Source organism: Bacillus sp. PS108 (genome assembly GCF_037963335.1).
Classification (GTDB): domain Bacteria; phylum Bacillota; class Bacilli; order Bacillales; family Bacillaceae; genus Bacillus; species Bacillus subtilis.
Genome location: NZ_CP150155.1, coordinates 3,804,191 through 3,817,946, shown reverse-complemented (window position 1 = coordinate 3,817,946; position 13,756 = coordinate 3,804,191). Strand labels below are relative to the sequence as shown.

The 13,756-nt window shown below is 46.2% G+C and carries 16 protein-coding genes; 12 read left to right on the top strand and 4 right to left on the bottom strand.

What is annotated here, in order from left to right; all coding sequences use genetic code 11:
- Complete coding sequence (locus NSQ16_RS19845) at window positions 1-771, bottom strand: formate/nitrite transporter family protein (protein ID WP_088327219.1); 771 nt, start codon at window positions 769-771, stop codon at window positions 1-3.
- Between the two features lie 301 nt (window positions 772-1,072).
- Here NSQ16_RS19845 and scrA point away from each other — a divergent pair, with 301 nt between their 5' ends.
- The 3 genes from scrA to NSQ16_RS19830 all read left to right on the top strand — a co-directional run bounded on the left by scrA (window position 1,073) and on the right by NSQ16_RS19830 (window position 4,236).
- Window positions 1,073-2,458, top strand: a complete 1,386-nt coding sequence (gene scrA / locus NSQ16_RS19840; protein ID WP_080529946.1) for a PTS system sucrose transporter subunit IIBC — start codon at window positions 1,073-1,075, stop codon at window positions 2,456-2,458.
- Entirely contained in the window at window positions 2,455-3,894 is a 1,440-nt protein-coding gene (sacA, locus tag NSQ16_RS19835) for a sucrose-6-phosphate hydrolase (RefSeq protein WP_230488738.1), read from the top strand. The genes scrA and sacA overlap by 4 nt, the downstream gene beginning before the upstream one ends.
- 93 nt (window positions 3,895-3,987) lie before the next feature.
- Window positions 3,988-4,236, top strand: a complete 249-nt coding sequence (locus NSQ16_RS19830) for a hypothetical protein (RefSeq protein ID WP_003243437.1) — start codon at window positions 3,988-3,990, stop codon at window positions 4,234-4,236.
- Window positions 4,237-4,324: 88 nt separating this feature from the next.
- Here NSQ16_RS19830 and NSQ16_RS19825 read toward each other — a convergent pair whose 3' ends face one another.
- Window positions 4,325-5,140 (bottom strand): bifunctional hydroxymethylpyrimidine kinase/phosphomethylpyrimidine kinase, encoded by an 816-nt coding sequence (locus NSQ16_RS19825; RefSeq protein ID WP_230488739.1) that lies wholly within the window; start codon window positions 5,138-5,140, stop codon window positions 4,325-4,327.
- Between the two features lie 143 nt (window positions 5,141-5,283).
- Between NSQ16_RS19825 and NSQ16_RS19820 the strand changes: the two genes are divergently transcribed.
- The 5 genes from NSQ16_RS19820 (at window position 5,284) to NSQ16_RS19800 (ending at window position 8,418) form a co-directional block, all read left to right on the top strand.
- Window positions 5,284-5,622, top strand: coding sequence for a PadR family transcriptional regulator (locus tag NSQ16_RS19820; RefSeq protein WP_003227432.1), 339 nt, complete (start codon window positions 5,284-5,286; stop codon window positions 5,620-5,622).
- Window positions 5,615-6,250, top strand: a complete 636-nt coding sequence (locus tag NSQ16_RS19815; RefSeq protein ID WP_129138017.1) for a permease prefix domain 1-containing protein — start codon at window positions 5,615-5,617, stop codon at window positions 6,248-6,250. Before NSQ16_RS19820 ends, NSQ16_RS19815 begins: the two co-directional genes overlap by 8 nt.
- 47 nt (window positions 6,251-6,297) lie before the next feature.
- A complete protein-coding gene (locus tag NSQ16_RS19810; RefSeq protein ID WP_230488740.1) occupies window positions 6,298-6,831 on the top strand; it encodes a hypothetical protein in 534 nt (177 codons plus the stop codon).
- An 89-nt stretch (window positions 6,832-6,920) separates the two neighbouring features.
- Window positions 6,921-7,727, top strand: a complete 807-nt coding sequence (locus NSQ16_RS19805; protein ID WP_015250953.1) for a glycosyltransferase family 2 protein — start codon at window positions 6,921-6,923, stop codon at window positions 7,725-7,727.
- A 13-nt stretch (window positions 7,728-7,740) separates the two neighbouring features.
- A complete protein-coding gene (locus NSQ16_RS19800; protein ID WP_014478341.1) occupies window positions 7,741-8,418 on the top strand; it encodes a uracil-DNA glycosylase in 678 nt (225 codons plus the stop codon).
- Between the two features lie 24 nt (window positions 8,419-8,442).
- Here the strand turns inward: NSQ16_RS19800 and NSQ16_RS19795 are convergent, their stop codons facing one another.
- Window positions 8,443-9,813 carry an aldehyde dehydrogenase gene (locus NSQ16_RS19795; protein ID WP_230488742.1) on the bottom strand — a complete coding sequence of 457 codons (1,371 nt, stop codon included), beginning with the start codon at window positions 9,811-9,813 and terminating at the stop codon, window positions 8,443-8,445.
- 167 nt (window positions 9,814-9,980) lie between these two features.
- On the opposite strand from NSQ16_RS19795, the gene NSQ16_RS19790 reads away from it, so the two are divergent.
- The 3 genes from NSQ16_RS19790 to NSQ16_RS19780 all read left to right on the top strand — a co-directional run bounded on the left by NSQ16_RS19790 (window position 9,981) and on the right by NSQ16_RS19780 (window position 12,073).
- Window positions 9,981-10,298: a YwdI family protein gene (locus NSQ16_RS19790; RefSeq protein ID WP_230488743.1), complete on the top strand. Its 318-nt coding sequence runs from the start codon at window positions 9,981-9,983 to the stop codon at window positions 10,296-10,298.
- A 19-nt stretch (window positions 10,299-10,317) separates the two neighbouring features.
- Window positions 10,318-11,640 (top strand): purine/pyrimidine permease, encoded by a 1,323-nt coding sequence (locus NSQ16_RS19785; RefSeq protein WP_015384975.1) that lies wholly within the window; start codon window positions 10,318-10,320, stop codon window positions 11,638-11,640.
- Between the two features lie 61 nt (window positions 11,641-11,701).
- Window positions 11,702-12,073: a DUF423 domain-containing protein gene (locus NSQ16_RS19780; RefSeq protein WP_003227446.1), complete on the top strand. Its 372-nt coding sequence runs from the start codon at window positions 11,702-11,704 to the stop codon at window positions 12,071-12,073.
- A gap of 43 nt (window positions 12,074-12,116) precedes the next feature.
- Here the strand turns inward: NSQ16_RS19780 and gerQ are convergent, their stop codons facing one another.
- A complete protein-coding gene (gene gerQ / locus NSQ16_RS19775) occupies window positions 12,117-12,662 on the bottom strand; it encodes a spore coat protein GerQ (RefSeq protein ID WP_014481253.1) in 546 nt (181 codons plus the stop codon).
- A 319-nt stretch (window positions 12,663-12,981) separates the two neighbouring features.
- Between gerQ and spsA the strand changes: the two genes are divergently transcribed.
- Window positions 12,982-13,752, top strand: a complete 771-nt coding sequence (gene spsA, locus NSQ16_RS19770) for a spore coat dTDP-glycosyltransferase SpsA (RefSeq protein ID WP_015250957.1) — start codon at window positions 12,982-12,984, stop codon at window positions 13,750-13,752.
- The last annotated feature ends 4 nt before the right edge of the window (window positions 13,753-13,756 follow it).

Sequence of the window (13,756 nt, the reverse complement as noted above, 5' to 3'; positions counted from 1 at the left end):
TTATTGATCAGGATTCAGTGTGTAGTACATCCAGCCCATCATGACTATTCCCGCGGTCAGATTGCCGAGCGTAACGGGAATTAAGTTTCTGACTGCTCCCATCAGTGTCACTGTATCAGGGTGCTCGATCAAAAGCGAGATGGCGAATGTGCACATATTGGCAATGCTGTGTTCAAAGCCGGAAATAAAGAAGCAGAAAACGAATAGCATCATGGTAAAAAGCTTTGCTCCTTCCCCTTTGAGAGACATTGGAATGAAAAAGGCGAGGCACACAAGCCAATTGCACAGCATTCCTCTGAAAAACAATTCGGAAGCCGGCGGCTCCATTTTGTGCTCTGACAAATGAATCAAAAAAGAATGAACAGAAGGCTCCTCAAAAAGTCCCGTCGCGCTGATCAGGATGGCAAACAGAATGGCGCCGATTAAATTGCCGGCATAGCTTGACATCCACAAGTACAGGGTGTCGCGCCAGCTGAGTTTTTTCCGGAGCGCGGTATAGGTGAAATAAAAGGTGTTGCCGGTAAATAAATCTCCGCCTCCGTAAGCAATCAGCAGAATAGCGGCCCCGAAAGTGACAGCGGCTGCCGGAAAGGCAAACGGAGAATCAGCCATAAAGAAATAGCTTCCTGTTTTGCTTGCGGCTGTAATGCCAAAACCAATAAACATACTGGCCAAAATGGACCGAAGCACATAACGGATTTTGCTTGAAGCGAATATGTTTTGTTTTTTCAAAGCATACTGTTCAACCTTTTGCAATGCTTGAGTTTCCATTGTCTTTTCCTGCTTTCTTTCATGATTGAGCATAGTATAGCACGATATTGTGAAGTATTTCACAATTAATTTTTACGAAGTTTTGTCTACATGTTTTATCAAACTATTTAACTAAAAAAATAGTTGACGAAAACGCTGTCATGATTTATGATGAAAGCGTATTCTTAATCTGAATAAGCGGGATTGTGACTGGTAAAGCAGGCAAGACCTAAAATTTGCGTAAATGAAAAAGGATCGCTGTGTCCTTTATTCGTTGGCGAATTTTAGGTCTTTTTTGTTTAAATAAAAGGGGGAGAAATAGATGGATTACAAAGAGACTGCAAAACGCCTCATTGAGCTTCTCGGAGGGAAAGAAAATATCATCAGCGCGGCTCATTGTGCAACAAGACTGCGTTTAGTGATGAAAGATGAATCAAAGATAGATCAAGCACAAGTAGAAGAGCTTGATGGCGTTAAAGGGGCTTTCAGCAGCTCTGGCCAGTACCAGATCATTTTCGGAACAGGCCTTGTGAATAAAGTATTCGATGCTTTTTCTAAAGAAGCTGATATTGAGCGTGAGGAACACGTCAATCATCAGGATGCGGCAAAAGAAAAGCTGAATCCCGCTGCGAGATTTGCGAAAACGCTTTCTAATATTTTTGTCCCAATTATCCCGGCTATTGTGGCCAGCGGCCTGTTAATGGGATTGCTGGGTATGATCAATGCGTTTCATTGGATGAGCAAGGATTCTGCGCTGTTGCAGCTGCTTGATATGTTTTCAAGTGCAGCATTCATTTTCTTGCCGATTCTAATCGGGGTCAGCGCTTCAAAAGAGTTTGGCAGCAATCCATACTTGGGAGCGGTCATCGGGGGAATCATGATTCATCCGTCTCTTTTAAATCCATGGGGATTGGCGGAAGCCACACCTGATTATATGCATCTTTTCGGATTTGATATCGCGCTTCTAGGCTATCAGGGAACTGTCATCCCTGTTCTGCTGGCGGTTTATGTAATGAGCAAGGTAGAGAAATGGACAAGAAAAGTGGTTCCGCATGCGGTAGACTTGCTTGTTACACCTTTTGTTACTGTAATTGTCACCGGTTTTGTTGCTTTTATCGCGATTGGCCCTCTGGGCAGAGCGCTTGGCTCCGGCATTACGGTTGCTTTAACTTATGTGTATGACCATGCCGGTTTTGTTGCGGGTCTGATTTTCGGGGGCACGTATTCACTCATCGTGCTGACAGGTGTTCATCATAGCTTCCATGCGATTGAGGCGGGGCTTATTGCAGATATAGGCAAAAACTACTTGCTGCCGATCTGGTCAATGGCGAATGTCGCACAAGGCGGGGCAGGTCTTGCCGTCTTCTTTATGGCGAAAAAGGCAAAGACAAAAGAAATCGCACTTCCAGCAGCACTTTCCGCTTTTCTCGGCATTACTGAGCCCGTCATATTCGGAGTCAATCTTCGCTACCGAAAACCGTTTATCGCCGCGATGATCGGAGGCGCATTGGGTGGGGCATATGTCGTCTTTACACATGTAGCTGCAAACGCTTACGGGTTAACGGGAATTCCGATGATCGCCATTGCTGCGCCGTTTGGCATGGGCAACTTGATCAACTATCTGATTGGCATGGCGATTGCGGCAGTGTCAGCGTTCATTGCAGCATTTGTCATGAAGATTAATGAGGATGAGGTGAGGAAAAAATGACAGCACATGACCAGGAGCTTCGTCGCCGGGCTTATGAAGAAGTGGAGAAAAAAGAGCCCATCGCTAACAGCGATCCGCACCGCCAGCATTTTCACATCATGCCGCCGGTTGGGCTGCTGAATGACCCGAATGGCGTGATTTATTGGAAGGGCAGCTATCATGTATTCTTTCAGTGGCAGCCGTTTCAGACGGGGCACGGCGCAAAATTTTGGGGGCATTATACGACACAGGATGTTGTGAATTGGAAGCGGGAAGAGATTGCGCTGGCTCCGAGTGATTGGTTTGATAAAAACGGCTGCTACTCGGGCAGCGCTGTCACGAAAGACGATCGGCTTTATCTGTTTTACACAGGAAATGTCAGGGATCAGGATGGAAATCGGGAAACGTATCAATGCCTTGCTGTTTCTGACGACGGGCTGTCCTTTGAGAAAAAGGGTGTCGTCGCCCGCCTTCCGGAAGGATATACGGCGCATTTTCGCGATCCGAAGGTATGGGAGCATGAAGGCACATGGTATATGGTGATTGGTGCGCAAACAGAGAATTTGAAAGGGCAGGCTGTATTGTTTGCTTCTGATAACCTGATAGAGTGGAGATTTCTTGGCCCGATAACCGGCGCAGGCTTCAACGGGCTGGACGATTTTGGATACATGTGGGAATGCCCTGATTTGTTTTCCCTTCAAGGATCGGATGTGCTGATTGTTTCGCCTCAAGGGCTTGAGGCTGACGGTTTCCGTTATCAGAACGTATATCAATCAGGTTATTTTGTCGGCCGTCTTGATTATAACAAGCCTGAACTGAAGCATGGTGAATTTATGGAGCTTGATCAAGGTTTTGATTTTTACGCGCCGCAAACACTTGAAGACGATCAGGGCAGACGAATTTTGTTTGCATGGATGGCTGTGCCTGACCAGGATGAAGGATCTCATCCGACGATTGACTATCACTGGATTCACTGCATGACGCTGCCGAGACAGCTGACAATATCAGGCGAGAAGCTGATTCAGCAGCCGCTGCCTGAGCTGAAAGCCATGCGCAGAAACGAGAAGAAATTACAAATCCACATGCACGAATCATCTGGCACACTTCCAGTGGAAAACGCTGAAAGAGCTGAGATCTTGCTGGAAGACATTCATACGGAGTCCGGTTTTTCAATCAGTATCCGCGGAACGGCTTCGTTTTCCTTCCATAAAGGCGAGGGGATTGTTACGCTGGAACGGACGAGCTTCGACGGAAAAAGAAAAGAGTCGAGACATTGCCGCATCAAGGATTTGCATACCGTGCACATGTTTATCGACGCATCCTCTGTTGAAATCTTTATCAATAACGGAGAAGAGGTCTTTAGTGCGAGATATTTTCCTTTCCCGGGAAATCATGAAGTAACAGCCAGTTCGACCGGGAAATCTGAAATGAATGTCGGAATTTGGACACTTATGTAGAAAATCCTTCTATTTTCTTATGTGAAATCTGAGCCATCTGTGCTATTCTTCAACGATAACCTACTATTTTTTTCTGTAAAAGGAGTTGTTTTCTTGAATATACATGAACAGAAGATAACACCGGAATGTTTGGAAAAGGCTGCTAACCAAGTTGAAGATAAGCGGGAAGAATATAAGGATGTGCTGCTTCAGCTGAAAAAAATGCTTGGCGGAACAACGCCGCACAGTGAAACGGCGGAAATTCTCACGCGGGCATATGAACAAATGAAGGAATATGCACTTTTTGTTCAGTCGATAGAAACATTTTTGAGGAAATCTGCAAACAATTTAAAAATCAAATAAACGGGCTGCCGATGGGATCGGCAGTTTTTTCTGTGAAAAATCTTCGGTGATAAAAAGGGCTGCCTCTCTGTAAGGCAGCCCCTTTTGTTTATGATTGTTGATTCAGGCGCAGTGCAGAATGCTTCGTAGGACCAACATACTGGTTTAGCGGGAAGGATTCTTTAATGGCCGCTGTGATGAATTCTTTCGCTGCGTAAATGGCTTCTTTGACTTCCGCACCTTTGGCAAGCTCCGCTGTCACGGCTGCTGAGAATGTACAGCCTGCGCCATGTGTATAAGGCGTATCGATCATTTCGCTTTCAAGGACTTCCGCTGTTTCTCCGTCATAGAGAACATCAACGGCTTTCTCGTGTTTGAGTTTGCCTCCGCCTGTAATGACGACATATTGAGCGCCGAGTGCGTGAATTTTTTTCGCGGCTTCGATCATATCGTCAACTGTTTTTAGTTCATCCATGCCGCTGAGCTGGCCGGCTTCAAACAAGTTTGGCGTAATGACAGTGGCTAGCGGAGCCAATTGCTCACGCAGGGCTTGGGCGTGCTCCGGATAAAGGACTTCATTAGCACCTTTGCAAACCATAACCGGGTCAATTACCACATTTTTTAATTGTTTTTCTTTGATCGTTTTTGCCGCAAGCTCGATAGTATCAACGGTTGGCAGCATTCCTGTTTTCATGGCGTCCACACCGATGCCGTCCGTAATTGTTGCAAGCTGGGCGCGGATTGTATCAGTATCGATCGGGAATACCTGATGGTCCCAGCTGTTGTTTGGGTCCATCGCAACGATCACCGTTAAGGCGGTCATCCCGTATACGTTTTTTTCTTGAAATGTTTTTAAATCAGCTTGAATCCCAGCACCGCCGCTGGAATCTGAGCCGGCAATGGTGAGTGCTTTATGCATAGACATGTCTTGAACCTCCATCATGTTTTGTCTTTCATTATAGTTAGATTTTCTCTGTATCACAATATAGAAGATCTATAGGAATCATTTGACAATCTCAACGGGCTTTCGTAAAATGCTACATAAGAAAACTAGGTAGGGGTTTTGAGATGTTAAATCGTGAGCTGGTTAAGGGAAGCACGGTTATATTGGTATTGACGCTTCTGAACGAGCGGCCGATGTACGGCTATGAGCTTGTAAAAGAAATGGGAAGCCGCAGCGGAAATGAACTGCAGATGAAAGAAGGGACCTTGTATCCTTCTCTTCACAAGCTTGAACGCCAAGGGTATATTTCTTCCTACTGGGAGAAGCAGGAGAAAGGACCGGACCGCAAATATTACCGGATTACAGACGAGGGCAAAGAAGTGCTGGCGGAACGCACGAAGGAATGGAGCGTATTTTCAGCCATGATGGACCGAATACTGAAGTGGAGCGGACAAAATGGATAAAGAAACATATGTATCCGAAATCAAAAGCGGGCTTAAAGGGCTTCCTGAGGGTGAGGCGATGATAGAAGAGATTGAGAGCCATATTGAACATCATCTGTTTCGCTCTTTTCAGGAAGGAAAGAGTGAGGAGGAAGCTATGCAGACTTTATTGCAGGCGTTTGGAACACCAACTGACATTGTTTCTTCGTTTAAGAAAATACAGCCAGTAACGTTCCGTGCGTTTTTGATGTTCCATCTTTTTTGTAACAGTGCCCTATTCGCTGTCGGCATTACGATTACAATAATGCATGTATGGCTTGAATCACCGTTTGTTCAAGCAGTATGGAAAGGCATTTCTGTTTCTGTTTGGCTGATCTTAGCTGCATATATGATCTACTGGGTGCTGATTGGGTATCAAGGCGTGAAGGAGTTTGGAAAACGCGGAGAAAAGCTTGTTCTACATACGATTCTGATCTCAATGGTGCCAAACGTCATTTTTATGCTTGTTTTTCTATTCAATGTAATTCCTGCTGCGCTGTTTCAATCCTTGTTGACACCTTGGTTTGTTGGAACTTGTGCTTTTGCAACGCTGTTATTTCCGTTATTTGGCCGAATGGGCTGTTATATTGGCAGGCGTCAGCTTGTCTGATTTTTTAGGTATATACATAGAATTTCTATGTAAAGGAGGTGTATGTCGTGAGGATTAGCTCTTGTTTATATGGTTTTGTAGCTCATGGGGCAGTATTTTTGTTTACTGGTGGCTGCATGCTCTTGGCTATGGCAGCCAGCTTGCCTTTTGTTTTTCTGCTTGATCGGCTGCCTGATGTCGTCTTTACAGCAGGTGCCATTCTTACGCTGCTATGTTCATATGCTTATGTCTGGTTTTGGGCGGTCCGATTTGCATATAACCAGAAAATGCGCCTGTTTGAGGTTCAATTGGGGTCCTTTGTGTTGCTAGCCCTCATGATATCTTTGTTTTTATTGGATGGATCTAGTATGAAAGACATCATGATGAATTGGGACGATGCAGGCTGTGCTTTTGTGCCGCCGGCTTTTACATTCTTGTGTCTTTCTTATGCACTGGTGCTGCTGCCGGTCTATCAATCTAAGCTGTGGCGTCTTATCCTTCCGAATGGCGTCCGCCTGAAAGATCTCTTTCATGTCTTTGGAGATCTGATGCTGATCATGGTGCTTCTCATCGGAGCCACTTTGCTGTTTCTATCATTCTAGTATGCCGTTTCAGTAGGATATTCCCACTGATCTCCCGTCCAATATATGTTTTAATAGTACATGACTATGAAAATGAGAAGGAGAGCATCATGAAGATTTCTATCGTAATTGTGACCTATAATCGGATTCCGGCTCTGTGTGAGCTTTTGGAGTCGATTTCCCGCCAGACCTTGAAGCCGTATGAAATTATTATTGTGAATGATGCCGGTGAATCGGTCGTGCCGGTCAAAGCACTGTATCCGGAGCTGCCGATTGCTGTCATCAATTTAGAAAAGAACTCGGGGCATGTGGCTGCGAGAAATGCCGGTGTAAAAGAGGCGTCTGGCGATTGCATTATGCTGTGTGATGACGATGATTTCTTTACGCCAGGGCATATCGAGAAAATGGCAAAGGAAATAGAAACGGCAGACTTCGTTCATTCTGATGCGGAAATAGTTTCGTTTGAAGAGAAAAACGGAACAAGGTATCCAGTGTCACGGAAATTGTTTGCTTATACCGCTGACTATGAGGATATGAGAGTGTTTTCTACATACGTGCCGTCGGGCAGCATGTACAGACGTTTTCTGCATGATGAAATCGGGTATTTCGATGCTGATGTGCACAATTACTGGGATTGGGATTTTTATCTGCGCGCAGCCAAGGATTACCGGGTGAAGCGTGTCCCTTGCGCCAGTGTGATTTATGCCTTCAGTGACGCGGGAGACAATCAGTCTGCGGACCTTGGCGCCAAGCGGAAGCAATATTTGGATCGGTTAAGTGAAAAGCACGGACTCGGGGAGCTGCCGACGAAAAACTTTGCCGTCCTGCTTGAAGAGCCTGAGATGAAGAGGCGGGAAGCAAAAAGTGAAATGGTTTGGGATGGCGAGCCTGTCTATTCCAGACTTCATCGTTCGTAAGGAGGCCTGAATCTTGAAACAGCTTTTACAAGACAGCTGGTGGAATCAGCTAAAGGAAGAGTTTGAGAAACCGTATTATCAAGAGCTCAGAGAGATGCTGAAGAGGGAATACGCGGAGCAAACGATTTATCCGGACAGCCGGGATATTTTCAACGCGCTGCATTATACATCATATGATGATGTCAAGGTCGTCATTTTGGGTCAAGATCCGTATCACGGGCCGGGACAGGCTCAAGGTTTAAGCTTCTCTGTCAAGCCCGGTGTAAAGCAGCCGCCTTCGTTAAAAAATATCTTTCTTGAGCTGCAGCAGGACATCGGGTGCAGCATCCCAAATCACGGATCGCTAGTGAGCTGGGCAAAGCAAGGCGTTCTTTTGCTGAATACTGTGCTGACAGTAAGGCGCGGACAGGCGAATTCCCATAAGGGGAAAGGCTGGGAGCGACTGACGGACCGAATTATTGACGTGCTGAATGAAAGGGAGCGGCCGGTTATCTTTATTTTGTGGGGACGGCATGCTCAAATGAAAAAAGAACGGATCGACACGTCCAAGCATTTTATCATTGAATCGACGCATCCCAGCCCGTTTTCTGCGAGAAACGGATTTTTCGGGAGCAGACCGTTTTCCCGGGCGAATGCCTATTTGGAGAAAATGGGAGAGGCGCCGATTGATTGGTGTATTAAGGATTTGTAAAAAGCGCAGGTGATCTGCGCTTTTTTATTTGAGTATTTTTCGAATCATTCGCAGCCCGTTTTTGGAGGAAGGATAACGAAATGCGAAGTCGAAGCGGTTCGTTTGTTTGACGACGCTTTTTTTGTGCGTGAATGTGTTAAAACTGTCAAAGCCGTGATAGCTGCCGATGCCGCTTTCCCCGACGCCGCCGAATGGCAAATACGGCGTCGCAACATGCATTAACGTATCATTGACACAGCCCCCGCCAAACGACAGATTTCCTAAAACAGCGCGCTCAGTTTCTTTGTTTGTGGTGAAGAGATACAGGGCGAGCGGCTTAGGGCGCGATTGGACTTTTTCAATGACTTCCCCGATATCGCGGTATGTAAAGAGCGGAAGAATCGGCCCGAAAATTTCCTCCTGCATCACTGGAGAGTCATCTCTCACTTGTTCGAGAATGGTCGGCGCAATTTTGTGGTGATCAGGATCAGATTGTCCGCCTGTGAGCGGGATGCCATCATTCAGAAAGCTGAGCAGCCGCTGATAGTGGCGCTCACTGACGATTTTGCCGTACTGTGGATTCCGTTCCGGCTGAGGGCCGTAAAATTCTCTGATCGCACGCTTCATTTCTTCTGCCAGCTTCGTTTTGATGTCCTCGTGGACAAATAAATAATCCGGTGCGATGCAGGTTTGTCCCGCATTTGTAAATTTCCCGAAGACGATGCGTTTGGCGGCAAGCTGAATGTCAGCATCTTTATGGACGATGCAGGGACTTTTGCCGCCGAGCTCCAAGGTTACGGGAATTAATTGTTTGGCGGCGGCCTCCATGACGATTTTTCCTACAGCTACACTGCCTGTAAAGAAAATGTAGTCAAAGGGCTGCTGTAATAATGCTGTGCTGACATCGGGCCCGCCTTCTGCCATAGCGACATAATCAGTAGGAAAAACGCTGCTGATGAGTTTGGAAAGAATAGCAGAAACAGCCGGCGTATATTCCGATGGCTTGAGAACGGCCGTGTTCCCCGCCGCAATGGCTCCAATCAACGGAGAAAGCGCCAGCTGCAAGGGATAGTTCCAAGGCGCAATCACCAAAACGGTTCCATACGGCTCAGGGATGATGATGCTTTTGGAGCCTAGATGAGTCAACGGCGTTTTGACTCGTTTCGGCTTGGACCATTTTCTCAGCCGTTTCATGACAAAGCTGATTTCCTCCAAGACGATTCCGATTTCTGTTGAGTATGCTTCTTGCTCGGATTTATGGAGATCCTGGTAGAGAGCGGCTATGAGATCGGCTTCATGAGTTCTGACGGCTTGTTTCAGCTTCCGCAAAATGTTCAGTCTCGATTCAAGCGGTCTCGTATGTCCCGCCGCAAAATAGGCTTTATGCTTGCTGATGATAGAGGGGATGCTGTTCATTCCGTTTCTCCTTTTTGTAAGGTATGGTGATTTATTATGTGAAAAATCTCTTCTGCTTGTCAATCGCGCAAGGTTTGTCAGAAAAAATAACAAACTCATATCTGCGTTTACAGCAGGAATTTGATAAAATGCAGGAAGACAACATTTATTTTTTTGGAGGGTGCTTCATGAACATTCATATATCTGCATTAATTCAAAAGATGGAAGAGGAGCTGAAAAAAGCAAAAACAGCTGAACGGGATGAGGAGCTGAAGCGTTGTGTAGCGGTTGTCCGTTCTCTGTGTGATGTCGTGCTTGATCAGCCGGAGAACGCGAGCGCGCCCCGCATACAGCCGAGCGTTACGCCAAGTCCCGCCGCGCCGCCATCGACAGACCAGCTGATGATGGAAAAAATGATGGGGAGCGCGGGATTAAACAAATATCGAAAGCAAGAAAAAGAGAAGCAGGAAGAGGATGGAAACGGAGAGTCTTTATTTGATTTTTAAAGAGAGAGGTTGAGCTTACGTGAAATTGGTTCTTGGCGCGCTGCAATGGACAGCGTTTATTATTGCTGCGGCGATTGTTGTTCCGGTGGCGGTTGCCCAGTCGTTTCATCTGGATCACTCAGATTCTGCAAGATTGATTCAAAGCACTTTTTTTGTACTGGGAATTGCCGCCGTCATTCAGTGTTTGAAAGGCCACAGACTGCCGATCAATGAAAGCCCAGCCGGCTTGTGGTGGGGAGTGTATACGATCTACGCAGGGCTGACGGGAACTGTGTTTGCGACATATGGAGACACACTGCGGGGTTTGCAGGGAGCTCTTCTTGTAAGCGCTGTATGTTTCTTTTTGTTAAGTGTTTTCAAGGTCATTGACAGACTTGCAAAATTGTTTACTCCGGTTGTAACGGGCGTCTATTTATTACTTCTTGTCATGCAGCTGAGTCAGCCCATTATAAAAGGTATTCTCGGAATCGGTTATCGACAGGACGGGGTGGACGGTCTTGTATTTGGCCTGGCGCTTGTTGTGATCGCTGCCGCTTTTATAATGACAAATTCGAACATCATGTTTTTTAAGCAATATTCTATTTTATTAGCCTTGTTCGGCGGGTGGGTGCTGTTTGCGGCTGCCGGAGCGGCAAAGCCGATTGAAATGCCGGACCGGCTGTTTCAGCTGCCTTCCCTGTTTCCTTTTGGGACACCGTTATTTAACAGCGGCCTGATCATCACTTCTATTTTTATTACCATCTTGCTGATTGTGAATATGCTGGCGAGCATGAAGGTTGTGGACATCGCCGTGAAAAAATTCAGCAAACAGCCTGATGGAAAGCATCATGAACGCCATGCCGGTTTTGCCGCTTCATTCAGCCATCTGCTTAGCGGTTTGACGGGAGCTATTGCGCCTGTTCCGATTTCGGGAGCCGCGGGTTTTATTGAAACGACCAAAATGCCTTCTAAAAAACCGTTTATGCTCGGCAGTATTTTGGTTATCGTGATCAGCGTAATCCCGTTTTTTATGAATACGTTTGCGAGCCTGCCGTCACCCGTTGGATTTGCGGTGAATTTTGTTGTGTTCTCCGCAATGGGCGGTCTGGCCTTTGCCGAATTTGATTCGTATGAGAAAGAAGAATCAAAAAGGGTGCGGTCTATCATCGGCATCTCACTGCTGACAGGGGTCGGTATCATGTTTGTTCCTGAAACTGCGTTAAAGGGATTGCATCCGGTATTTATTTCTCTATTAAGCAACGGGCTCGTATTAGGGACGCTTGCTGCAATAGCAGCTGACCAGTTCCAGCTTTGGCGCAGGAGAAAATCCGACAATCTCGTGTCAACGGAGAACAAACATTGAATTTTGGTGCAGGTGCGATAAGATAAATGATATGAGTTTAACGAAAAGGCGGGAGAGATAGATGAAAGTTTTTATCATATTAGGGGCTATTAACGCCCTGCTTGCCGTGGGACTCGGAGCATTCGGCGCTCACGGATTAGAAGGGAAAATACCTGATAAATATCTTCAGGTTTGGCACACAGGCGTGCAGTATCATATGTATCACGCCCTTGGGTTATTCGTTGTCGCGTTTCTGGCTGATAAATTATCCGGCATAGGCAGTGTCACGACAGCCGGATGGCTGATGTTTGCGGGAATTGTACTGTTTTCCGGAAGCTTATATATTCTAAGTGTGACGCAAATCTCCATTCTTGGAGCGATCACCCCGCTCGGCGGTGTGGCGTTTATTATTTCTTGGATTATGATCGTTGTCGCAGCCGTCAAATATCTATAAACAAAAAAGCCAATCCTCATCATATGAGTGATTGGCTTTTTTCTTATCTTGGCGAATAGGACGCCATGGAATATGGATACGTATAAGCAATTTCTTCATCAAATGTAATGTAATCGAGGTAGATTGTCAGGAGCAGGTAGCGTGTTCCTGATTTCGGGTCGCTGATAATAATGTGATCCCGGCCCGCAGCTTCGATGACGCCGCGAAAAATCTTCGAGCCCCATTCCTTGCTGTTTTCAAATGTCATATAAATGGTGGCCGTTTTTCCCCGATTCAGGCGCAAAATATTCTCGATGTAAGATTCCTCAACAGGCAGCATGCCGGGAACGCTTTGGCCCGGTCCTGACGGTGTAGGCCCCGATGGAATTTGAAAACCGCCGCCCTGCTGCTGGCCCGGGAATCCAAATCCCTGCTGTCCTTGTTGTCCTTGCTGTCCCTGCTGCATTGGCATCATTGGCTGCATCCCCATTGGCTGCATTTGTGAGCCTTGGCCTTGCTGCGGGTACGGGTTGGCGCCAAACTGAGGCTGATACCCCTGCATATTATCAAATGCCTGCATTTGCTGATATTGATTTTTTTTCGGTTTCATATCGTTCCTCCTTTTTATGAAAACCATTCAAAACATGTTCTGGATGTATAGGTGAACGCTCCGCGATGACTCACCTCCGATGGAAAACGATCTTAGTCGCTGGTGCGATTTTTATCTCTTTCACCTTATGAGGCTGATGCTTGGATTATGCTGAAAAAGAACAGCGGACCGATCAGATTTCGCTCTGGGCAGCCGCTGTTTTTCAGAGACATACACAAACTTTTCGCATATTGGTTTGTATCCCTAGCGCAACTTGAGCATAAGCAACATAAGATAACGATAGTTTCAGGTGTGAAGTTCCAAGAAGGAGGTGTAGGATTTGCCTAAAGTATCAGTCATTATGACGAGCTATAACAAAAGCGATTATGTGGCAAAGTCCATTTCTAGCATACTCTCACAAACGTTTTCAGATTTTGAATTGTTTATTATGGATGACAACTCCAATGAAGAGACGCTGAATGTAATCCGTCCTTTTTTGAATGATAACCGAGTGCGTTTTTATCAAAGCGATATATCTGGAGTGAAGGAAAGAACAGAAAAAACGAGATACGCGGCACTGATCAATCAGGCGATTGAGATGGCGGAGGGTGAATATATCACCTATGCGACGGATGACAACATCTATATGCCGGACCGCCTCCTGAAAATGGTGCGGGAGCTCGATACCCATCCTGAAAAGGCTGTGATTTACTCAGCCTCCAAAACCTATCATTTAAACGAGAATCGCGACATTGTAAAAGAAACTGTCAGGCCTGCCGCTCAAGTGACATGGAACGCACCGTGCGCAATTGATCATTGCTCGGTGATGCACAGGTATTCGGTGCTTGAGAAGGTAAAGGAGAAGTTTGGCTCCTATTGGGATGAAAGCCCGGCGTTTTACCGTATAGGAGATGCCCGGTTCTTTTGGAGAGTCAATCATTTTTATCCGTTTTACCCGCTGGATGAGGAGCTGGACCTGAATTATATTACCGACCAATCAATTCACTTTCAGCTGTTTGAATCAGAAAAAAATGAATTTGTCAGAAACCTTCCTCCTCAGCGAAATTGCCGAGAGCTGCGTGAATCATTAAAAAAGCTTGGAATGGGGTGAGAGC

Coding starts and splice junctions, on each gene's coding strand:
- NSQ16_RS19805 (WP_015250953.1), top strand. CDS start 6,921: ATGAAGATTTCTATCGTAATTGTGACCTATAATCGGATTCCGGCTCTG.
- NSQ16_RS19845 (WP_088327219.1), bottom strand. CDS start 771: ATGGAAACTCAAGCATTGCAAAAGGTTGAACAGTATGCTTTGAAAAAA.
- sacA (WP_230488738.1), top strand. CDS start 2,455: ATGACAGCACATGACCAGGAGCTTCGTCGCCGGGCTTATGAAGAAGTG.
- gerQ (WP_014481253.1), bottom strand. CDS start 12,662: ATGAAACCGAAAAAAAATCAATATCAGCAAATGCAGGCATTTGATAAT.
- NSQ16_RS19780 (WP_003227446.1), top strand. CDS start 11,702: ATGAAAGTTTTTATCATATTAGGGGCTATTAACGCCCTGCTTGCCGTG.
- NSQ16_RS19815 (WP_129138017.1), top strand. CDS start 5,615: ATGGATAAAGAAACATATGTATCCGAAATCAAAAGCGGGCTTAAAGGG.
- NSQ16_RS19790 (WP_230488743.1), top strand. CDS start 9,981: ATGAACATTCATATATCTGCATTAATTCAAAAGATGGAAGAGGAGCTG.
- NSQ16_RS19795 (WP_230488742.1), bottom strand. CDS start 9,813: ATGAACAGCATCCCCTCTATCATCAGCAAGCATAAAGCCTATTTTGCG.
- scrA (WP_080529946.1), top strand. CDS start 1,073: ATGGATTACAAAGAGACTGCAAAACGCCTCATTGAGCTTCTCGGAGGG.
- NSQ16_RS19820 (WP_003227432.1), top strand. CDS start 5,284: ATGTTAAATCGTGAGCTGGTTAAGGGAAGCACGGTTATATTGGTATTG.
- NSQ16_RS19825 (WP_230488739.1), bottom strand. CDS start 5,140: ATGTCTATGCATAAAGCACTCACCATTGCCGGCTCAGATTCCAGCGGC.